Source organism: Microbacterium caowuchunii (assembly GCF_008727755.1).
GTDB classification, from domain to species: Bacteria; Actinomycetota; Actinomycetes; order Actinomycetales; family Microbacteriaceae; genus Microbacterium; species Microbacterium caowuchunii.
On sequence record NZ_CP044231.1, the window covers coordinates 2,884,955 to 2,905,643 of the forward strand.

The 20,689-nt window shown below is 72.3% G+C and carries 21 protein-coding genes and 1 riboswitch; of the genes, 6 read left to right on the forward strand and 15 right to left on the reverse strand.

Features of this window, described 5'->3' with window-relative positions; genetic code table 11:
- The first annotated feature begins 218 nt into the window (after window positions 1-218).
- Window positions 219-686, forward strand: coding sequence for a GNAT family N-acetyltransferase (locus F6J84_RS13600; protein ID WP_150974335.1), 468 nt, complete (start codon window positions 219-221; stop codon window positions 684-686).
- Between the two features lie 41 nt (window positions 687-727).
- Here F6J84_RS13600 and F6J84_RS13605 read toward each other — a convergent pair whose 3' ends face one another.
- Both F6J84_RS13605 and F6J84_RS13610 read right to left on the reverse strand, forming a co-directional pair.
- Complete coding sequence (locus tag F6J84_RS13605; RefSeq protein WP_150974336.1) at window positions 728-1,471, reverse strand: sulfite exporter TauE/SafE family protein; 744 nt, start codon at window positions 1,469-1,471, stop codon at window positions 728-730.
- A 92-nt stretch (window positions 1,472-1,563) separates the two neighbouring features.
- Window positions 1,564-3,072, reverse strand: a complete 1,509-nt coding sequence (locus tag F6J84_RS13610) for a DUF4407 domain-containing protein (protein WP_150974337.1) — start codon at window positions 3,070-3,072, stop codon at window positions 1,564-1,566.
- Between the two features lie 85 nt (window positions 3,073-3,157).
- Here F6J84_RS13610 and F6J84_RS13615 point away from each other — a divergent pair, with 85 nt between their 5' ends.
- Window positions 3,158-3,796, forward strand: a complete 639-nt coding sequence (locus tag F6J84_RS13615; RefSeq protein ID WP_150974338.1) for a LysE family translocator — start codon at window positions 3,158-3,160, stop codon at window positions 3,794-3,796.
- A 142-nt stretch (window positions 3,797-3,938) separates the two neighbouring features.
- Here the strand turns inward: F6J84_RS13615 and F6J84_RS13620 are convergent, their stop codons facing one another.
- On the reverse strand, window positions 3,939-4,964 hold the full coding sequence (locus F6J84_RS13620; RefSeq protein ID WP_202980453.1) for a hypothetical protein: 1,026 nt from the start codon (window positions 4,962-4,964) through the stop codon (window positions 3,939-3,941).
- A 133-nt stretch (window positions 4,965-5,097) separates the two neighbouring features.
- On the opposite strand from F6J84_RS13620, the gene F6J84_RS13625 reads away from it, so the two are divergent.
- Window positions 5,098-5,652, forward strand: a complete 555-nt coding sequence (locus F6J84_RS13625) for a TetR/AcrR family transcriptional regulator (RefSeq protein ID WP_150893881.1) — start codon at window positions 5,098-5,100, stop codon at window positions 5,650-5,652.
- A 128-nt stretch (window positions 5,653-5,780) separates the two neighbouring features.
- On the opposite strand, the gene F6J84_RS13630 is transcribed toward F6J84_RS13625, so the two are convergent.
- The 6 genes from F6J84_RS13630 to F6J84_RS13655 all read right to left on the reverse strand — a co-directional run bounded on the left by F6J84_RS13630 (window position 5,781) and on the right by F6J84_RS13655 (window position 11,227).
- A complete protein-coding gene (locus F6J84_RS13630) occupies window positions 5,781-6,620 on the reverse strand; it encodes an SDR family oxidoreductase (protein WP_150893879.1) in 840 nt (279 codons plus the stop codon).
- Entirely contained in the window at window positions 6,617-7,402 is a 786-nt protein-coding gene (locus F6J84_RS13635; RefSeq protein WP_150974339.1) for an enoyl-CoA hydratase/isomerase family protein, read from the reverse strand. The genes F6J84_RS13630 and F6J84_RS13635 overlap by 4 nt, the downstream gene beginning before the upstream one ends.
- A 58-nt stretch (window positions 7,403-7,460) precedes the next feature.
- Window positions 7,461-8,225, reverse strand: a complete 765-nt coding sequence (locus F6J84_RS13640) for an SDR family NAD(P)-dependent oxidoreductase (RefSeq protein ID WP_150974340.1) — start codon at window positions 8,223-8,225, stop codon at window positions 7,461-7,463.
- 129 nt (window positions 8,226-8,354) lie between these two features.
- Entirely contained in the window at window positions 8,355-9,143 is a 789-nt protein-coding gene (locus F6J84_RS13645) for an energy-coupling factor transporter transmembrane component T family protein (protein WP_150974341.1), read from the reverse strand.
- Complete coding sequence (locus F6J84_RS13650; RefSeq protein WP_150974839.1) at window positions 9,140-10,516, reverse strand: ABC transporter ATP-binding protein; 1,377 nt, start codon at window positions 10,514-10,516, stop codon at window positions 9,140-9,142. The genes F6J84_RS13645 and F6J84_RS13650 overlap by 4 nt, the downstream gene beginning before the upstream one ends.
- A 78-nt stretch (window positions 10,517-10,594) precedes the next feature.
- A complete protein-coding gene (locus tag F6J84_RS13655; RefSeq protein WP_150893871.1) occupies window positions 10,595-11,227 on the reverse strand; it encodes an ECF transporter S component in 633 nt (210 codons plus the stop codon).
- A riboswitch (TPP riboswitch) is annotated at window positions 11,218-11,330 on the reverse strand. It overlaps the preceding gene by 10 nt.
- Before the next feature lie 35 nt (window positions 11,331-11,365).
- On the opposite strand from F6J84_RS13655, the gene F6J84_RS13660 reads away from it, so the two are divergent.
- Complete coding sequence (locus tag F6J84_RS13660) at window positions 11,366-12,997, forward strand: D-alanyl-D-alanine carboxypeptidase family protein (protein WP_150974342.1); 1,632 nt, start codon at window positions 11,366-11,368, stop codon at window positions 12,995-12,997.
- A gap of 11 nt (window positions 12,998-13,008) precedes the next feature.
- Here the strand turns inward: F6J84_RS13660 and F6J84_RS13665 are convergent, their stop codons facing one another.
- The 6 genes from F6J84_RS13665 to F6J84_RS13690 form a co-directional block, all read right to left on the reverse strand.
- On the reverse strand, window positions 13,009-13,386 hold the full coding sequence (locus tag F6J84_RS13665) for a PPOX class F420-dependent oxidoreductase (protein ID WP_150974343.1): 378 nt from the start codon (window positions 13,384-13,386) through the stop codon (window positions 13,009-13,011).
- Window positions 13,387-13,445: 59 nt separating this feature from the next.
- Window positions 13,446-15,032, reverse strand: a complete 1,587-nt coding sequence (locus F6J84_RS13670; protein WP_150974344.1) for an SLC13 family permease — start codon at window positions 15,030-15,032, stop codon at window positions 13,446-13,448.
- Window positions 15,033-15,097: 65 nt separating this feature from the next.
- Window positions 15,098-16,030: a J domain-containing protein gene (locus F6J84_RS13675; protein ID WP_150893862.1), complete on the reverse strand. Its 933-nt coding sequence runs from the start codon at window positions 16,028-16,030 to the stop codon at window positions 15,098-15,100.
- 61 nt (window positions 16,031-16,091) lie between these two features.
- Window positions 16,092-16,613, reverse strand: coding sequence for a hypothetical protein (locus F6J84_RS13680; protein ID WP_150974345.1), 522 nt, complete (start codon window positions 16,611-16,613; stop codon window positions 16,092-16,094).
- Entirely contained in the window at window positions 16,610-17,455 is an 846-nt protein-coding gene (locus tag F6J84_RS13685; protein WP_150974346.1) for an LssY C-terminal domain-containing protein, read from the reverse strand. Before F6J84_RS13685 ends, F6J84_RS13680 begins: the two co-directional genes overlap by 4 nt.
- 3 nt (window positions 17,456-17,458) lie before the next feature.
- Window positions 17,459-18,526, reverse strand: a complete 1,068-nt coding sequence (locus F6J84_RS13690; protein ID WP_238702513.1) for an enoyl-CoA hydratase/isomerase family protein — start codon at window positions 18,524-18,526, stop codon at window positions 17,459-17,461.
- 130 nt (window positions 18,527-18,656) lie between these two features.
- Between F6J84_RS13690 and F6J84_RS13695 the strand changes: the two genes are divergently transcribed.
- Window positions 18,657-19,868, forward strand: coding sequence for an ABC transporter ATP-binding protein (locus tag F6J84_RS13695; protein WP_150974348.1), 1,212 nt, complete (start codon window positions 18,657-18,659; stop codon window positions 19,866-19,868).
- Complete coding sequence (locus tag F6J84_RS13700) at window positions 19,865-20,680, forward strand: ABC-2 transporter permease (protein WP_150974349.1); 816 nt, start codon at window positions 19,865-19,867, stop codon at window positions 20,678-20,680. Before F6J84_RS13695 ends, F6J84_RS13700 begins: the two co-directional genes overlap by 4 nt.
- Window positions 20,681-20,689 lie beyond the last annotated feature (9 nt).

The window sequence follows — 20,689 nt, forward strand, 5'->3', positions numbered from 1 at the left end:
GGTAGACGAGGGATCTGAGTGCCGCCCCGGTGCCCCCGCCCCCTCCCCCTCTCCCCCTCTCCCCCCGACTCCTTTCCCGCGAGACTGCATAGTGAGCACGAGACTGCGCGTGAGAACGTCCGTCTCGTGGTTTGCCTGCAGTCTCGCGGGCTTCATCGGCGGGGCGTGCCGAGTCAAGACCGGATGCGTGTCCGCCGGCCGGCGATACCGTGGCCGACGTGAGCAACGTGAGGATCCGACCCGTCCGTCCGGATGACGCGGGCGAAGTGCTGACCCTGCAGCGGGCTGCCTTCGTGCAGGAGGCTCAGATCTACGGATCCGTCGAGATGCCCGCGTTCACCCAGACGCTCGCGGCCGTCGAGGCGGAGCTGATCGAGAACGACGGATGCGTCGCCCACATCGGGCCGCGCATGGTGGGCGTCGTGCGGGCTCGGCACGACGGTTCGCTGCTGCTGATCGGCCGTATCGCGATCGCGCCCGACGTGCAGGGTGAGGGTGTGGGCTCCGCACTCCTGGGGGCCGTCGAGGAGCGCGGCCGTGAGCAGGGATGCACCGAGGCGGAGCTGTTCACCGGTTCGCTGAGCGAGGCGAACCTGCGCCTGTACACGCGCGAGGGCTATGTGGAGACGGAGCGGGTCGCGACCGGCGACGGCATCGAGGAGGTCTACCTGCGCAAACGGCTCTGACCGACGGCCGTCCCCCGGGGCGCGACGGATGCGGCGCGCACTCAGAACGGGAGCAGCAGGTACACGGCGCCGAGGACGGTGACGGCGATGACCAGGCGCTCGAAGAGCTGCTGGGGGATGCGGGTCGCGATCCGCCGACCGACGAGCGCGCCGGCGACGACGACCGGGACGAGCACCGCCACGATCAGCAGCCCCGGAGGCGTGATCAGGCCGAGGCCGGCCGCAAACGGCACCTTCGTGATGTTGACGACCGCGAAGAACCAGGCCGCGGTGCCGAGGAACGCCTTCACCGGGAAACGCATCGACAGGAAGTACATCGACATCACGGGTCCCGCGGCATTGGCCACCATGGTCGTGAACCCGCCGAGCGTGCCGTAGACCGCGGCCGCGATCGGATGCGGTCGTGGGTCGCCGGCCGGGGTCGCGCGCCGCCGCCAGAGGGTCACGCCCACGACGCCCAGGAGCAACACGCCGATCACGCGGCGGACGAGGTCGTCCCCCGCGAACGAGAGGAACACGACACCCACCAGCAGCCCGGCGACGACGGCCGGAATGAGCCGGACGAGGGCACGCAGGTCGGCGTGCCGACGATACGCCCAGAGCGCGAACATGTCGCCGACGATCAGGAGCAGCAGGATGGTGCCGGTCGACTGCTTCGCGGGAAGCACCGCCGCGAACAGGGCGACGGCGACCGTGCCCGCACCCGGGAGAGCTGCCTTCGAGAGTCCGATCACCAGCGCGGCGAGCCCCAGGGCCCCCCAGCCGAGCGCGGTCAGCTCCGGCATGGGCGGGGATCGAGGGACACACCGCTACCGTAGCGGCAGCACCGCGCCCGGCCGTGAGGAGCGCGCATCCCGGTGCGCGCTGCTCACCGAGGTCAGCCCGCGCCCGGACCGGTGACGATCGCGGCGCGCTCCCGCCAGGTGCGGGCCTTGACCCGGTCGAGCGCCACCTGCCGGCGGAGCGCGTCCGCCTTCTCGTAGAGCGACGGGTCCCCGTAGCTGGTGAGCACCTTCACGAGCACGGGGAGGAGCTCGATCATGAAGAACAGCGCGGCGATCAGCCAGTGCGCCCAGGCGAGGACGGGCTCGCGCTGCGACAGGCGCTCGAGCGCCGTGATCTGGCTCAGCATCCCCATCGCCCCGGCGTTCGTGTCCGCGACGGCGGAGGACCGTTCGTTGTAGGCGGCCAGCGCCGCGTCGTACTGCTCGCGTGCCGCGGGCAGCTGGTCCTCGGCCTGCTGTTTGTTCTGCGTCGCCGAGGCCGCTGCGGCGTCCGTCCCCGCCGCGTTGGCGGCGTTGAGGGCCGCGGTCGCCTGCTGCAACTGGGCGGCCAGGTCGTCGTAGGACTCCTGGGCACGGGCGAGCTGCGACTCGGCGGCGTCGGAACTCGCCCCCGCGCCCTGCACACCGGTGCAGCCGGGCACCGTCCCGGCGCCCTCACCGGTGAGCTCGCACTGGTACACGGCGCGCGCCTGATCGATCACGCCCTGCTGGGCGGCCAGCTGGGCGGTGAGCTGATCCACGCTCTGCTGCGCGGCGGCCGATTCGGACGACGTGCTGGAGGTGCCCGCCACGATCCCGGTGGCGGCCTGGTTCTCCAGCGCACTCAGCCGTTCGGATGCGGCATCCAGCGCCTGCTTCTCGGGGCCGCTCGTGACCGCATCCTGATCCGCGAGCGCCTGGCTGACGTTCACCGAGGTCACCTCGCGGGCGATGTCGTTGTGGAAGATCTGCAGGACGAGCGGCTCGGCGACCACGATGCCGATGAGGGCGGCCATGACGACGCGCGGCAGGGCGAGCCCGAGCAGCCGCCACACACTGCGCGTCGCGCGCATCGTGGAGGTGAGGAAGCGGTCCAGGTTGAAGATGATCAGCGCCCACACGATCGCGAGCGGCAACGCCAGCCAGAGCGAGATGCGCACGCCCGTGATCAGCGCGAACACCATCGACAGGGCGGAGACCAGCGCGGTGCCGGCGAGCACGAAGAACATCTGCACGAACCGCGGAGTCTCCACCGGCACGTCGTCGAGCACCTCGCCGTCGGCGCCACCGAGGATCGCGAGACGGCGGGACAGCGGCATGCGCCGGCGCGGGCGGCCCGTGCGGGCTGCCCGGGTCCGCGGGCGGGCGGGCTCGGTGTCGGGGTCGGCGCCCGTGGGCTCGCCGTCCGTGCTCTCGGGGTCGGCGTCGGTGCCCCCGGCGTCAGCGTCCGTTTCCCCGGGTCCGTCGTCCGGCGCGGCGGATCCGTCGTCCGGGCGCTCGTCCCCCGCGTCGCGGTCCTCGCGGACATCGCTGAGGTACAGGGGTTCCTCGTCGCGGGGGTCTTCCAGGACGACACGGCCGTCGGAGCCGAACCGGCCCGGGCGGTGTTCGGAAATGGACATCGGACCAGGCTAAGAGGCTCCACCTGTGCGCCAGGTGGACGTGCGGCGGGCAGTCGCCCCACGGGCACCGCACTATGGTGTGCTCGTGGTCCCGCTCGAGAACCTGCTCGCGTTCGCCCTCGCGGCGATCGTGATCATCGTCATCCCGGGCCCGGGCGTGCTGTTCGTGATCGGCCGCTCGCTGGCACTGGGGCGGCTCGGCGGTCTGCTCAGCGTGGTCGGCGGGGTCCTCGGTCAGATCCCGCTCGTCCTTGCGGTCGCCTTCGGACTCGGCGCGGTCGTCGCGCAGTCGGAGGTGCTGTTCACCGTCGTGAAGGTGGCGGGCGCCGGGTACCTCGTCTTCCTCGGCGTGCAGGCGATCCGGCACCGCAAGCGGTCGACCCGCGCCGCCGCCGGCGGCATCCCGCCCCGTTCGCACGGACGTCAGCTGCTGGAGGGGTTCGTCGTCGGCGTGACCAACCCGAAGACGATCGCGTTCTTCGTCGCCGTGCTCCCGCAGTTCGTGGATCCGGCCGCCGGATGGATCCCGCTGCAGATGCTGGAGCTCGGCCTGGTCTTCCTGGTGTTCGCGCTGGTCTCGGACGCCGCGTGGGCACTGCTGGCCGGCGCGGCGCGCGGATGGTTCGCGCGGTCTCCGAAACGGATCGAGACCCTCAGCGCGACCGGCGGCGGCATGATCATCGGCCTCGGCGGGGCTCTGCTGTTCACCGGCAGCGCCGGCTGACGCCCCGTTTCGCACCGCGAGACTGCACGGTGAGCACGAGACAGCGCGTGGTTACGTCTGTCTCGTGCTGCGCGTGCAGTCTCGCGGGAAGGAGGCGGGAAGGGGGGCGGGAAGGGGGGCGGGCGCGGGAAGGGCGCGGGGGTCAGGCCGCCGGAAGGGCCCGGCGGCGGGTCCGCACGATACCGAGCGCCAGCAGCGCGAGCCCGGCGACCACCCACGCAATGAGGGTGAGCCCCGCGGTGAGACCGCCCGCCCCGCCGAAGTAGGCGACGGAGCGCACGAGCGTGCCGGCGGCACCGGGCGGGAGGATCTGACCGATCACACCGAGTCCGGAGGGCAGCCAGGCCGCCGTGGTCGAGATGCCGGCGAGCGGGTTCCCGAGGAACATCATCGCCATCGCACCGATCGTGAAGCCCTTGCCCCCGAAGACCTCCTGCAGACCCGCGAGCGGAAGGGCGAGTGCCGCGATCCCGAGCGCCATGGCGGCGGCCACGGACCAGAACCCCGTCGTGATGCTGCCGAAGACGAACATGAGCACGGCGGACACGGTGATCCCGCCGACGGCGGCGAAGGCGAGGATGCCGCCGACGGCCCAGGGGAGGCTGCGGGAGAAGACCTTCCGGAACGCGACGGCGGGGACAATGCCGCCGAAGACGAGCGGGAAGGCCAGGCCGCCGATGCCCACGCCGGTGGGGTCCGCATCCGGAAGCGGCACGACGTCGGTGACGACGACCTCGGCGCCGGTCGATCCGGCGAGCGCGTTCGCGGTCGCCGAGATGGTCGAGGAGATCACCGCGGAACCGGCGCTGGCGACCAGCGCGTGCACTCCCGCGTCTTCCACGACGATGCCCCCGACGACGTCGCGGTCGAGGATGGCGGCTTCGAGGTCGGCCTCGCTGTCGTACGCGCGGGTCGCGTAGGCGTCCGGCGCGGCGGTGGCCAGCCCTTCCTCCACCTGCGCGACGGCCGAAGGCGACCCGACCAGTCCGATGGGCAGATCGTGGGCGCCGCTCTTGAGCGAGGGCATGATGAACAGCATCAGCAGGACCACGAGGATGATGCCGAGTCCGGCCGTGAGCGCGAGGAGCTTCGCGACGGGGGGTAGCGTGCGGCGGGGCCGGGCGGCGGTGTCCGGTTCTTCGGGGGCGACGGGGGTGACGACGGTCATGGCGGGTCCGATTCGAGGGAGATAAGTGGAGGATTTTCCTCCATTGTACGGAGGATATCCCTCCGCTTAGCTGTGAGTCGCAGGAGGACGGCTTTCACGACACGATGGATGCAGACACACGGAAGGTCAGGCCATGCGATCTGACGCCACCCGGCGACGCGAGAACATCGTCCGCGAGGCACGCACGCTGTTCGCAGCGCACGGCGCGGGGGTCCCCCTGGAGAGCGTCGCCGAGGCGGCGGGGGTCGGGATCGCGACGCTCTATCGCAACTTCGACTCCCGCTCCGCGCTGGCCGACGCGGTGGCGCTCGCCATCCTGGCGGACATGGGATCCGCCGCCGTCGAGGCCCTCGCGGATTTCCGGACGGACCCGGCAGCGGCCTGGCACACGTTCTTCACCCGGCTCGTCGACCTCGACCTCGGCGCGCTGACCGAGGCGCTGGTCCACTACGTCGCCGACGACCTCTCCGGACCGGTGCGCGACGCGCAGGTGCACACGCTCGCCCGCGTGGCCGAGCTCCTCTCCGTGGCCCAGGATGCCGGAATCGTCCGCCCCGATCTGGACGCGCTCGAACTCGTGCTGGCGATGGGCATGATCACCCGGCCGCAGCCGGAGGCCATCCGGTCCGCGACCCCGCGACTGGTGCCGCGGCTGGTCGACATCTTCGAGGCGGGCATGCGGCCCTGACCGGCCGTCCGCATCGTCCCTTCATCCCGCGAGACTGCATCCGCAGCACGAAACGGACGTGCCCACGCGCAGTCTCGTGGCCCGGATGCAGTCTCGTGGAGGCGCCAGCCCAGGAACTCGCGGAGGCGTCAGTCCAGGAAGATGTCCGGGAAGAGCTCCGAGTCGGGCGTGCCGGGCACGGCGGCGTAACCGGAGAAGTCGGTCACCCCCGCCTCGGCGAGCACGTCCTCCACGACGAGCGTCTGCCCGGTGTACTCCCGCGACGGACGCAGCAGCACCTCGTACGCCGCATCCGCGTAGACCTCCGGCGTGCGGCTGGCCTGCATCATCCGCTCCCCGCCGAGCGAGAACCGCACCGCGGCCGTGGCGATCGTGGTCCGCGGCCACAGGGTGTTCGCGGCGATGCCGTCGGCGGCGAACTCGGCCGCGAGCCCGAGCGTCGCCATCGTCATGCCGTACTTGGCCAGCGTGTACCCGGTGTGCGCACCGAGCCACTTCGGCGACAGGTTCAGCGGGGGCGACAGGGAGAGGATGTGCGGGTTCTCCGCATCCTTCAGGATCGGCACGGCCGAACGGGACAGCATGAAGGTGCCGCGGACGTTGACGTCCTGCATCAGGTCGTACTTCTTCATGGACAGCTCGAGCGAACCGGACAGGTCGATCACCGAGGCGTTGTTGATGACGATGTCGATGCCGCCGAACTCCCCCTGGGTCTTCAGCACCGCCTCGGTCACGTCGTCGTCGTTGCGCACGTCGCCGACGATGGGCAGCGCCCGTCCACCCGCCTCCTCGATCGCCGCGGCCGCCGTGTGCACGGTGCCCTCGAGCTTCGGATGCGGGGTGTCGGTCTTCGCCAGCAGTGCGACGTTCGCGCCGTCGCGGGCGGCACGCAGGGCGATCGCCAGCCCGATGCCGCGGCTTCCGCCGGAGAGGAGGATGGTCTTTCCGGCGAGCGTCCGAGCGGTCATGAGGACTCCTTCGATGCGGCCTTGCGGGCGGATGCGGCGGCGAACGCGGAGATCCGCGCGCGCGCGTCGGGGGTGTCGAACGCGGCCCCGATGGTGCGGGCCTCGTCGACGAGGTTCTCGTTCAAGGAGCGTCCCGCGCCGGTGCGGACGAGCCGCTTCGCCTGCCCGTAGGCGGCGGTCGCGCCGTCCAGCCAGAACCTCGCGATCTGCTCGGCCCGTGCTCCCGGATCCGGCGACACCTCCGTGACGAGACCCCACTCCAGCGACTCGGCGGCGTTCAGCATCCGATCCTGCAGCAGCAACTGCAGTGCGCGACGCTGCCCGACGGCCTGGGGCAGGAGGGTCGAGACGGCGAGGTCCGGGGTCAGCCCGATGTTGGCGTAGCGGCTGACGAACTTCGCGTCCTCGGCGGCGACGATGTAGTCCGCCGTGAGCATGAGGCCGAGGCCTCCCCCGGCGACGGCGCCCTGCACGGCCGCGACGATCGGCTTGTCCGATTCCACGAACGTGCGGATGCCCTCGTGGATGACGTCCGCGGCATCCGTGACCGACGTCCCGTCCGCCCCCGAGGTGGACATCATGACGACGTCGCCGCCCGCACAGAACGCGGGACCGGCGGCATCCAGGATCACCGCGCCCACGGACGGGTCGGCGGTGACCTCGTGGGCGACGTCGCGCCAGCGCCGGCCCATCTCGAAGTCCATGGCGTTCAGTCGCGCCGGCCGGTTGAAGGTCACGCGGGCCAGGCCCGCCTCGACGTGCAGCAGGATCGTGTCGCTCATCGGGTGACGCCCTTCATCGGAACGGAGGTTCGGGGGATGGCGCCGAGCCGCCCGGCGCTCATCGCGGCGCCATCCGGATCGCGCCGTCGAGACGGATGGTCTCGCCGTTGAGGTAGCCGTTGCGGACGATCTCGAGCACGAGCGACGCGTACTCGTCCGGCCGGCCGAGCCGCTGCGGGTAGGGCACCTGCTGCCCGAGCGAGTCCTGAGCCGCCTGGGGCAGGCCCTTCAGCATGGGCGTCTCCATGATGCCCGGGGCGATCGTGCACACCCGGATGCCGTACCGGGCGAGTTCCCGGGCGATCGGCAGGGTCATCGCGTGCACGCCGCCCTTCGAGGCCGAGTACGCCGGCTGCCCGATCTGCCCGTCGAAGGCCGCGACGGAGGCGGTGTTCACGATGACGCCGCGATCACCGTCGGCCGGATCCGGGTCGGATGCCGCCATCACCGCGGAGGCCTGCCCGATCACGTTGTAGGTGCCGATGAGGTTGATCCGCACGAGCTTCTCGAAGTCGGCGAGGGGGGTGGGCGCTCCCGCACGGTCCAGGACCTTCGCGGGCGGCGCGATCCCGGCGCAGTTCACGACGACCCGGAGCGGCGCCGCCGCCGCGGCCTGGGCGACCGCTGCCGCGACCTCCTCGACATCCGTGACATCGGCCGGGGCGAACGAGCCGCCGAGCTCCCGCGCGCGCTCCTCCCCCGCGGAGGAGGGGAGGTCCAGGATGGTGACGATCGCCCCCGCCGCCGCGAGACGGCTCGCGGTGGCGAAACCGAGTCCACTCGCGCCGCCGGTGACCAGGGCGGACGTGCCGGTGATGTCCATTCACTCTCCTTCGAAGACGGAATCGAGTGTCAGCGGCAGTGGGACTGCGTTTCACTCACACCAGCATCCAGGCTACCGGCCGCCGCGCGTCCTGCGCGAGCCCCCATCGCCGGCGGCACCCGGCGGGGATCAGGACGGGCCGAGGATGAAGTTCCAGCTCCCGGTGAGCACCGACACCACGACCGCGATCCCCGCGACGGCGAGGCCGATGAGCATCAGCCCCCACTCCGCCGCCCCGAAGCGCGACTCCCGCGCCCAGGTGCGCCGGCCCGGCGCCCCGAACCCGCGCGACTCCATCGCCGTGGCGAGCTTCGAGCCGCGGCGGATGGAGAGCACGAGCAGCGCGAAGGCCATCCCGAACAGGCGCCGGATGCGGCCACGGTCCGCGACGCCGCGGGCCCGGCGGGCGAGCTCGAGTGCCCGCCAGTCGTCGATGAACAGTCCCACCATCCGGAGGCCGGCGAGCGCACCCATGACGAACCGTGCCGGAAGCCGCAGCACCTGCCCGAGCCCGTCCGCGAGGTCGGTCGGGTCCACGGTCAGGAACATCACGACCGAGGGAAGGGCGATCGCGAGCACCCGGAAGAAGGTCGCCGCGGCGAGCTCGAGCGAGCCGTCGCTGACCCGGATGACGAACCACTCCAGGTGGACGGTGCCGCCCGCCTCCCCGTAGAGCGCGATCGTGAGGGCGGTGAGCGGCGCGGCCAGCCAGACCGGCCACGTGCGCACCCAGAACTCCCGCCAGCGCACGCCGGCGAAGGGCATCAGCAGCATCTCCAGCACGAGCGCGGTCGCCGCGGAGACGACGTCGAGGGTCAGCACGAGCGGGATCGCGATGAGCCCGGATGCGGCGAGCTTCGCGACCGGGTTCACCCGGGCGAACCGGCCCTCCCGCGCGTGCCCGTCGAGCAGCGTCACCCGGCACCGACCAAGCCGACGCGGCGGGCGTGCAGGGCCCGCACGACCTCCTCGTCATGGGTGATCGCGACCAGGGCCGAGCCCTCGTCGCGCAGCCGGGCGAACAGCGCCACCAGCTCCGCCCAGGTGCGCGCGTCCTGTCCGAACGTGGGCTCGTCGAGCACCAGGACGCGCGGCCGGGTGGCGAGCATGGCGCCCACCGTGACCCGCCGCTTCTCCCCACCGGAGAGCGTGTACGGGTTGGCCTCGGCGAGCGCGTCCAGGCGCAGCCGGGCGAGCAGCTCGTCGACGCGGGCCGTGCGCTCCGCATCCGGCAGACCGAGGGCCCGCGGACCCACCTCGAGCTCGCCGCGCACCGTCGTGGACAGCAGCTGGTGCTCGGGCTCCTGGAAGACCGTGCCGATGCGGGTGAGCAGTTCGCGCGATCGCCACGACACCGGGTGCGCACCCGCGCCGGCGGCGAGCGCGTCCGCGGCACGGACGACGCCGTCCACGGGGGGCAGGAGCCCGGCGAGGGTGAGTCCGAGCGTCGATTTGCCCACCCCGTTCGGCCCCGTGATCGCGGTCACCTCCCCCGCCCGCACCTCGATGTCGATCCCGCCCGCGACCGGCACCCCACGGACGCGGCCCACCGACAGGGCGGTCGCGGACAGCAGGGTCTCGCCGCGCGGGGAGACCGGCGGGACGGGATGGACCGGTGGACGCCCCGGGACCCACGCACCCCGCTCGGCGAGCGCCTCGCCGTGGGCGGCGAACACCGCCTCCGGCGCACCGTCCGCGAGCACCCCGGCCTCCCCCAGCACGATGACCCGGGTGACGACCTCGAGCCACACGTCGATGCGGTGCTCGACCACGACGAACGTCGCACCCGTCGCGTCGAGGACGCGCACCACCGCATCCCGGACCTCCAGGACGCCGGCGGGGTCGAGGTTCGCGGTCGGTTCGTCCAGGAGCACCGCTCCCGGACGCATCGCCAGCACCCCGGCGAGCGCCAGCCGCTGCTTCTGCCCACCCGACAGCGCCTTCGTGGGACGGTCGAGGGGCACCCGCAGATCGACCGCGTCGAGCGCCTCGTGGACGCGCGACCAGATCTCGTCCCGCGGCACGCCGAGGTTCTCACAGCCGAACGCGACGTCGTCGCCCACCCGGGCGAGGATCACCTGCGCATCGGGGTCCTGCAGCACGAGACCGGCCCGGCCGCGCGCGGCGGACGCCTCCTCGCCGTCGATCAGGAGGCGGCCCGCGGATTCGCCTTCCTCATCTCCGCCGAGGACGCCGGCCAGCCCGTGCAGCAGCGTGGACTTGCCGGCGCCGGAGGCACCCAGCAGCAGCACCCGCTCGCCGGGCTGGATGCGCAGCGACACCTCCCGCAGAGCCCATGCGCGGCGGGAGGCGTGCCGCCATCCCCACTCGCGTGCTTCGAGGGCGGCCGGATGCAGTCCGCTCACCCCTCAGACGCGCCCGCGCGCTTCGCGCCCGCTGGCGAAGCGGTCGAGCGCACCCGTCGCGGCCAGCCCGCGCGCGAGCAGCCAGCCGAGCGCTCCGGCGAGCACCGCCCCGGAGACGACGGTGCAGAGCATGTAGACGACGGTGAACAGCGTGTCCGCCCCGGCGAACCAGAGCAGCAGGTTGTTGACCCCGCCGAACAGCGCCGCCCCGGCGCCGGCGAGGATCGCCACCGGGAGCGTGAACCGACGGTAGAAGAAGAGGAGGAAGATCAGCTCGGCGCCGAGACCCTGCACCAGGCCCGCCTCGAGCGTGAGGAAGCCTCCCCACTGGTTCCCGATCAGTGCGGAGACCACGGCCGCGAGCACCTCCGTGTACACGGCGGCGCCGGGCTTGCGGATGATGAGCGCGCCGAGCACCCCGGCCAGCAGCCAGGGACCGTCGAGCAGTCCCTGCATGCCGGGCAGGAGCGGTTCCAGGAGCGCCTTGGGGCCGAGGTAGCCGATGTTCCAAAGCAGGAAGATCAGGCCGGACGCGACGCCGATGACGCTGGCGACGACGATGTCGACGACCCGCCAGCGCAGGCTCCCCCTCGTGCGGACCGGAGCGGCGGCGGATGTGGACGTGGACGTGTGCATCGAAACTCCTTCCTGCGCTGGCATGACCCAGATCAGGTTCGACGGTCGAAGCGTGGATTCGCTTCCTCTCAGCCCGGCACACCGGACTCCCGTGGTTGACGTGCCGAGTATAACGCCGAAGCCCGATACCGTAGGCGGGTGACCGTCGCCGACCCGCCACCTCCGACCCGGCGAGCGCTGCGCACGGGCGCCGTGCGCCTCCCGGCGGAGCCGCGCCCCGATGTCGAGCTCGCGTTCCACGACGACGCATCCGCACTCCCCGCCCGGACCGCCGCCGCCGCCCTCGGCGACGCGGACCGGGATGCGGCCGGGAACGACGCCGAGGCCCCCGCCGCGGCACGAACCGATCCCGGAGACCCCGGAGCGCCCGCCGACCCCGGCCAGGTGCCGCGGCCGGAGGCGCCCGCATCCGTCCCCGTAGTGGTCCCTCCGGCCGATCCTCCGCTCGCCTGGGTCGACGAACAGGCGCTGACGGCTCGCAGCGCACACGTCCTGCAGCTGGAGTCGGGAACGCCCGCCTTCCTGCCGGTCACCGCCGACCTGCTCAGCCGCGCGCCACGACGCACCGCCATGCGGCCGGGCGTGCTCGTGCCGTTCGGGGTCTTCCTCGCCGTGATCATCGCGTACTGCGCGACCACACTGCTCTGGCCGCTGCACGCGGTCGCCCCGACGGTGGCGCAGATCGCCGTCCAGCCCGTCCCCGCTCCCGCCGCCGTCGGCGCGTGGCCCGCGGAGGGGGGCGCGGCGGCCGTCGTGGCCGGAGTGGGCGCCCCGATCGCCTCGACCGGTGACGCGATGTCGATCGCCAGCATCACGAAGGTCGTCACCGCGCTCCTCGTCCTCGAGGAGATGCCGCTCGCACCGGGAGAGGCGGGGCGCGAGTTCCGCTTCACCTCCGCCGACCGTTCGGACTACTGGCGTTACCGGGACCGCGGGGAATCCGCGCTGGACGTCCCGGTCGGCGGTTCGCTGACCGAGTACCAGATGCTGCAGGGCGTGCTGATGGGCTCGGCGAACAACTACGCGGACCGCCTCGCGAGCACGATCTGGCCGAACGACGAGGTCTTCGCCCGCGCCGCCAACACCTGGCTCACCCAGCACGGGATCAACGGGATCACGATCACCGACCCGACCGGCATCGACTTCGGCAACATCGCGTCCCCCGAGGCTCTGCTCACCCTCGGCGAGCGTGCGCTGGCCCATCCGGTGATCGCCGAGATCGTCCGCACACCGGAGGCGGAGCTGCCCGGCGTCGGTCTCGTGCGCAACTCGAACCCGCTGCTCGCGGATCCCGGTGTCGTCGGTATCAAGACGGGGTCGCTGGACACCTACAACCTGCTCGCGGCGAAGGACGTCACGGTGGGCGAGACGACCGTGCGGATCTACGGGGCGATGCTGGGACAGCCCGACCGCGAGGTCCGGGACGAGGCGCTGCGCGCCGTGTTCGCCCAGGTCGAGCAGGAGCTGCAGCTACGTCCGTCGGTGCCCGAGGGCACCGTGGTCGGGCAGGTGCAGACCAAGTGGGGCGAAGCGGTCCCGATCCTGGCGGCCGCCGACGCGCAGGTCGTCCTGTGGAACGGCGGCACCGCGTCCGTGGAGACGACGTTCGAGCTCGGCGACCTCCGCGACGAGGGCGACGTGGTCGGCGCGCTCGTCGCGACGGGGCCGCGGGATGCAGCGAGCGTGGACCTCGTCCTGGCCGGCGATGTGGACGACCCGAGCCCGTTCTGGCGGCTGACCCATCCGCTCCAGCTCTTCGGGCTGGTCTGACCCCGGCCCGGTCAGGCGCGGAACTGGGGCGAGCCGAGCACCCGCTCGACCTGGATCTCCAGCACGACCCGCTGGGGATTCGGCTGCGGCGCACGGTAGCGGGCGGTGTAAAGATCGACGGCGAGGTCGACGGCCTCCGCATCCTCGATGATGCGTGCGGGTCCCTCGAAGCTGATCCACCGTGCACCGTCCACGGTGTTGACGCTGGCGCGGCCGGTGCGCTCGACGTTGCGGAACTTCTGCGTGCCGCGCGACCCGATCACCCGCACGACGCCGTCCCGGTAGGTGATCCCCACCGGCACGGAGTGGATGCGGCCGTCCCGGCCGAGCGTCGACAGCGTCGCCAGGTGGTATTCGGACAGGAACTCGCGGGCCGCGTCGGTGATCACCCGTCCAGCCTGCCATGCGGCGGAACGCTCGCCTCCCCGCGGGGAAGGAAAGGATGGAGTCAGAAGGGCCAGATGAGGGGGACGTAGAGCACCGCGACGGCGAGGAACAGCGCAGCCAGCGGCAGACCGAGACGCCAGTAGTCCCCGAACCGGTACCCACCGGGCTGCATCACCATGACGTTCACCGGCGTCGCGATCGGCGTCAGGAACGCCGCCGCCCCGGCCACGGTGAGGCCCATCATGAACGGCTGGACGCTGACGTCCAGCGTCGCGGCGACCGAGACCGCGATGGGGGCCACCACGAGCACGGTCGCGACGTTCGAGATGAACTGTCCGAGCACGAGGGTGACGACGCAGATGACCAGCAGCGCCACCTGCGCCGACGCCGTACCGGACAGTCCCAGCACGCCGGTGGCGACGACGTCCGCCGCACCGGTCGCGATGAAGGCGTTGGAGAGCGGGATCATCCCCGCGATGAGCACGATCGTCGACCAGTGGATGGCGCGGAACACCTGCGTGCCGCTGAGCACACGGCTCACCACGAGAGCGGCCGCGGCGAGCAGCCCGACGACCGCGGGGGGGAGCAGTCCGGTCGCCAGCAGCACCACGGTCACCGCCAGGATCGAGAGGGCACGCTTCGCGCCGCGGCCGAGAGGGATGCCCCGGCGCAGGGCGTGCGGGGCGGTCACGGCGATCACGTCGGGCGAGCGCACGTACTCCTCCAGGGCCGCCCACGGCCCCTGCAGCAGCAGCGCGTCGCCGACCCGGAGGGTCGTGACGGCACCCGGCTCCGGCTTCTCCGTCTCCAGGTCCTCGTCGCGACGGACGCCGAGGATGACGAGGGACTCGCGGTGCGTGGTCATGCCGACGAACACGTCCTGTCCGATGAGGCTCGAACGCGGCGAGACGAGCACCTCCGCGACGCCGTCGCGGGCGGTCATGAGCGCCGCCGTCTCGACGGCGACGTCGTAGTCGCGGCGGAGGGTGTGCGCCGCGGCCCGCACATCCGGCGCCGACTCGGAGAGCTGGGCCGGGACCCGGTCCGGCAGCAGCCGCGGACCCAGCGTGATGACGATCAGCACCGTCAACGCCACCAGCGGCAGACCGACGAGGGCGAACTCGAAGAATCCGAACGCACGTCCGCCCGCATTGACCGCGGCGTCGGAGACCACCGGGTTCACCGGGGTGCCGGCGAGGGTGAGCAGCGATCCCGCACTCGCGGCGAAAGCGAGCGGGATGAGCAGCCGCGAGGGAACGAGCTGCGCTCGCACCGCCACGACCACCACGACCGGCAGCAGCGCGGCGACGGCGCCGTTGATGCTGATGAAGGCGGCCAGCAGCGCGACGCAGCCCATGACGATCGCGACCAGCCGCCGCGGGTTGGATCCCGCCAGAGGCACCACCTTCTGCGCCAGCCATGCCGTCACGCCGGTGGCGTCGAGGGATTCGGAGACGATGAAGAGGGTGGCGATGAAGATGACGGTGGGATCCGCGAAGCCGCCGAGTGCCTCGGACAGGGTGAGCACGCCGGTCGCCCACAGGGCGAGCACGACGCCGACGGCCACGACGCCCAGCGGAACCCGTCCGGACATGAAGGCGAGGACCGCCAGGCCCAGGATGACGAAGGTCGCCGTGATCGGATCCACACCCCCACCGTACGCCCCGGCCGTCGCGCCACCGGGACCTGAAGGACGGAAGGATCGGGAGGGGCTCAGACGAAGCGCACGGACTGGTCGAGCCGGGTCCGGATGTCGAAGACCTCGTTGCCGCCGATGTCCCGCGCTCCGGTCACCCCGCGACGCAGCACCGTCGACAGCGCCGACCGCGCGGCGACGACGACCGGCATCCCGCGGACCTTGCCGAGTTCGGTGATGGGCTGCGCGAGGTCGTCGTCGGGGAGCACGACGATCGCGCCGCTGAAGCGCACGCCCGCCGCGCGCGCCACCGTACGCATCCGCACGAGGAGGTCGCTCACCGGCGCACCGGGCACCGCAGGGCCGGTGATCTCACCCCGGCGGAAGCCGACCGGTCCGCCGAAGTCCTCTGACAGCACACCGTACAGACCACTGGGGCCGAGCACGATGTGATCGAGTTTGTCGTCGAGGGTGCCGCCGCGACCGGCCGCCGCGACGTCGTGCCACACGCTGAACCCCATCCCGAGGTCGGCGATCGTCCGGGCCGTCGCCTCCTCCGCCAGGGCGTCCGCCAGCAGCCGGCGGATCTCCCGGGGCGCCGAGCGGACGAGCTGCGGGTCGTACGGATCCTCCAGCGGCGTGCCCCGGCCCACCCACTCGCGCATCAGGTCGAGGTAGCGTTCCCGGCGCCATCCCCCGGGATGCCCGGACGAACGTGCCCGGGGCCGGGTGTCCTGGCGCGTGCGGGGCGTGCTCCAGTCCGCGGAGAACTGCGCCTCCGGGGCGGTGGGGCGGCCGCTCCGGCCGCGATCGTAGGCAGCCCGCGCCTCCGGCGTGCCGACGAGTTCCCACGCGCGCTGGACCTGGACGAAGACGGCGGCGTCGCCGCCGGTGTCCGGATGCGTCTGACGGAGGCGCGTGCGGAAGGCCTTGCGGAGTTCCTCCTCGGTCACGTCCACCGCGACCCCGAGGACCTCGTACGCCGACGCGGACAACGGACTGTCGAACACACCGCCTCCTTCCGCGTCCTGCGCCGACATCCAGGCTAACGCGCCCGGCGGGAGCGCGAGGTCAGCGTCGCTCGAAGCGCCGCGCGTAGGCGGCGGAATTGCGGCTGGACAGCGCGAGCAGGATCAGGATGTCGAACGCGACGGTCAGGAGGGTCGTCTCGAGGTGGACGTCCTCCTCCTGCACCCACCACGCCGTGAACGCGGAGCAGATGGACAGGGTCGAGAAGATCATCACGATCACCCGCGGGGTGTTGCGGCCGCGCAGGATCAGGGACCCGAGGACGGCGTCCGCGAGGAGGAAGATCCCCATGCCCACCGTGACCACGATGAGTACCAGGATGCGGTCCTCCGCGGTCAGGGTGATCCCCTCGATCTTCAGGTCCGCGTCGGCCAGCAGCGCGTGGTCGAGCCAGAGCGCCACCAGCCAGAGGGCGCCGGCGAGCACCCGCAGGTACACGAGCACCACCCCGGCGAGGGTGGACGCCGGGCGCTTCATCGTCGGGTCGAACCCGACCGGCGAGACCAGCCGCGCCGGCGATTCGAACGCGGGACGCTTGCGCGTCTCCCGCCCGCCGGCGCTCACGCGGTCACCCCGCGGACATCGATGATCGGCAGGTCGCCGTCGGTGCGGATGCTGTCGCCGCCGCCGTTTCTGGCGTGGTAGCCGGTGGAGAAGTCCGCGATGACGTCGACCACGATGCGCGGGTCCGCCCGGGTGACCGTCGCGACGATGTGGTCGCGCTCGATGTCGGTGTCGGCGTCGATGCGGTGGGTGACCTGCAGCGTGAACAGCGACAGTCCCACAGCCGTGTCGAAGGTTCCGGCGGCGAGCCAGTCGACCCGGCGTCCGCCGGGGAGGAGCCAGTCGTCGGGGCAGCGCCAGAACCGCACGTGGTGACGCTGGGCCGGGTTGCCGTCGACCTCCTGCTGGTAGGCGAAGTCCTGCATCCGGCCGAAGAGGAACAGCGGGCTCACCGGCGCTTCGTGGTAGCTGCGCCTGCCCAGGGTCGAGGTCACGATCCGCCAGGACGAGGCGAGGGTCACCGGATCGGCTTTGGTCCAGCCGGCCGCCCGCATGGCCTGCTCGATCTGCTCGGCCGAGCCCATCAGCGCCAGGTTGACCGGGTCTCCGAGCAGGCCGTCGCTCGTTCGGGTGCGGCCGATGAAGTAGTCCGGCACGTACACGCTGGTCAGGATGCGGTGTATGCGCGGCAGCACGAGATAGGCCAGCAGCAGCCAGAACAGGACGGCGAACGGCACCCCCCACCAGCCCACCCGGAACGTCTCCGTGAAGCTGAGGGAGGCCAGCCACACCGCAGCGAGGCCGGCGAAGACGAAGAAGAACCAGTCCAGTGCGATGCCGAGCGAGTAGGTGCGGCGACGGCGGCGCACCGGCGCGTCGGTATCAGGTCGCGTCGTGGTCATCGCTCAGCTCCAGAGCGGGGTCGACGGCCGGAAGGAGAGCGCCTGCTGGGCGAGGTCCGCCGGGAGACGGTCGAGGCTGTCCGGCGACCAGGCCGGCGTGCGGTCCTTGTCCACGACCTGCGCGCGGATGCCCTCGGGCAGGTCGGGCTGCGTCTGGATGAACCAGGAGACCAGCCCGTACTCCTGCTCCAGGACGGCGCGGAGATCCGGAAGCGTCCGCGCCCGCCGCACCGCGGCGAGGGTCACCGTGAGAGCGGTCGGCGACAGGGTGCCGAGCAGGTCCGCGGTGGCGGCGGCATCCGGCTCCGGGCGCGTCCGCAGCCGCTCGACGATCTCGCCGACGGTGTCAGCGGCGAAGGCCTCATCGATCCATCCCCGCGCGCGCTCGAGGGGTGACGTCTCCGGCGTCTCGTCGAACAGCAGCACGAGTTCGGCCGGCCCGGTGGGGTCGGCGCGCGTCTCGAGGGCGTCCCGGAACTGCGCCAGGCGCTCCACGGGGAGGAGGTGATCGGCGAAGCCCGCGACGATCGCGTCCGCACCGGTCATGGTCGCTCCGGTGAGGCCGAGGTACTCCCCCAGCCGTCCGGGCGCGCGGGAGAGCAGCCACGACCCGCCCACGTCCGGGGTGAACCCGATCCGCGTCTCGGGCATGGCCAGGGCCGACCGCTCCGTCACCACGCGGAAGCCGGCGTGACCGGCGAGGCCGATGCCGCCGCCCATCGTGATCCCGTCCGCGAAGACGACGATGGGCTTCGGGTACTCGGCGATCCGCGCGTTCAGCGCGTACTCCTCACGGAAGAACCGCTCCGCCGCCGCGCCGTCCCCGCCCACGATCTGTTCCCGCAGGGCTCGGACGTCGCCACCGGCGCACAGTCCCCGCTCGCCGGCGCCGTCCAGCAGCACGATGCCGACCTCGCTGTCGTGCTCCCAGGTGTCGAGCGTCGCGTGCAGCGTGCGGACCATCCCGACGTCGAGGGCGTTCAGCGCACGCGGACGATGGAGGGTGAGCCGGCCGACACCCCGCGCCACGCGCACCAGGACATCGCCGGTGTGTTCTGCCAGGTCGGTCACGATCGCAACGTTACCGTCCTGCCCGGTGCGCCCGGGAAGACGCCACACGGGGGTCGCCGGGGCGCAGAACATGAGGTTGCTGGCTGTTTCCGGCAGGATAGGGGGACACACCCACGACGGAGGTTCCCGCATGCCCGCAGGTCACGTGCTGGAGTTCGTCGACGTCACCAAGCGCTTTCGCGGTGTCGAGGCGGTCTCCGGGCTCACCGCCCGCATCGAGCCGGGAGTCGTCACCGGCTTCCTCGGACCGAACGGGGCAGGCAAGACCACGTCCATGCGGATCCTGCTCGGTCTCGTCGCCCCCACGTCGGGCAGCGCCCGGATCGGCGGCGTCGACTATGCGGATCTTCCGCACCCGCTGCAGACGGTGGGCGCAGCCCTCGAGGCCGCCAGCTTCCACCCGGGCCGCAGCGCCGCCAACCACCTCAAGGTCTACGCGGACGCGGCCGGCATCCCCCGCCGTCGCATCGACGAGGTCCTGGCCCTCGTCGGACTCAGCGAGGTGGCCGGCCGCAAGGTCGGCGGCTACTCGCTCGGGATGCGGCAGCGACTGGGGCTCGCGACCGCCCTGCTCGGCGATCCCGGCGTGCTCGTCCTGGACGAGCCGGCCAACGGACTCGACCCCGAGGGCATCAAGTGGATGCGGACGCTGCTGCGCGCGTTCGCCGCGGAGGGCCGCACCGTCCTGGTGTCCTCGCACCTGCTCACCGAGATCCAGCAGACGGCCGACCGCATCCTGATCCTCGCGAAGGGCCGCCTCGTCTTCGAAGGGGCGCTGGAGGAGCTCGCGGATCCGGGCGAGTACGCGACGATCGTCGACGCGCCCGACCGGGCGGCACTCGCCGGAGCCCTGGCCGCGGCCGGCCTGCCGACCGAGGCCCTGCGCTCCGGTCTCGCCGTGCGGGGCGCTGAGCCCGTCGAGGTGGGCGCGATCGCCGCCGCCGCCGGCGTCGCCCTCTCGTCCCTGCAGCGCCGGGGACCCGCCCTCGAGGAGATCTTCCTCGCCCTCGTCGACGGTACGCGCCTGCACAGCGTCGCTGCGGACACGGGAGCCGTCCCCGCGCTCTCCCAGGTGGAGGCGGACGGCGCCCGGCCCGGTGCGGAATCCCCCGCCGGCCCGGACACGGCTGCGGACTCGCCCGCCCCAGCCGACGCGGACGCCCCTGCGCAGCCGACCGCGGAAGAGGCGGCGACGCCCGATCCCGCCCCGGCCGGGCCCACGCCCGCGGACACGGAGACCGGATCGGGCACACCCGATCCCGAGGAGCCGGAGACCCGCCCCGAGGTGCAGGAGGACCTGCACCCCCACGCCCAGGACCGCGACGGAGGTGACGCACGATGAGCATCGCGCACGCCACCCGCTCCGAGCTCACGAAACAGTTCTCCACCTCTATCTGGTGGATCCTCGCCATCGTGCTGGCCGGCTACGTCGGCCTGACCGCGACCGGCCTGGCCTTCACCATCGGCGCCGTCGCGAGCGGCGCCATCGGGGACGCTCAGGGCGTCCCGGTCGGCGAGGGCGCGGCGAGCGTGCTGTACAGCCTCGCGTCGTCGATCGGCTACGTGTTCCCCGTCCTGATCGGCACGCTCCTGGTCACCGGGGAGTTCCGGCACCAGACCCTGACCCCCACGTTCCTGGCGACGCCCCGGCGCGGTCGCGTGCTGCTGGCGAAGCTCATCGCCGGCGCCGTGATGGGCGTGCTCTACGCCGCCGTCGCGATCGTCGTCACGGCCGGCCCCTCGGCCGGGGTACTCGCCGCCTTCGGGCTCGAGACCGGACTGGGCGCGTCGGAGACCTGGGCGCTGCTCGGCCGCATCGTGATCGCGTTCGTCCTCTGGGTCTTCGTGGGTGTCGGCATCGGACTGGTCGTGCGCAACCAGGTCGCCGCCATCGTGATCGTGCTGGCCTTCACCCAGTTCGTGGAACCTCTGCTGCGGTTCGGCGGCGCGTTCGTCACACAGCTCGGCGACATCGCCGCCTACCTGCCGGGAGCGGCGAGCGACGCGCTGGTCGGTGCCAGCATCTTCTCCGTCGCGGCGATGGACTCCGGAAGCGGGCTGGAATGGTGGGCCGGAGGCCTCGTCCTGCTGGCCTACGGCGTCGTTCTGGTCATCGCCGGGCACCTGTTCAGCTGGCGACGCGACATCACCTGAGCGACGGGC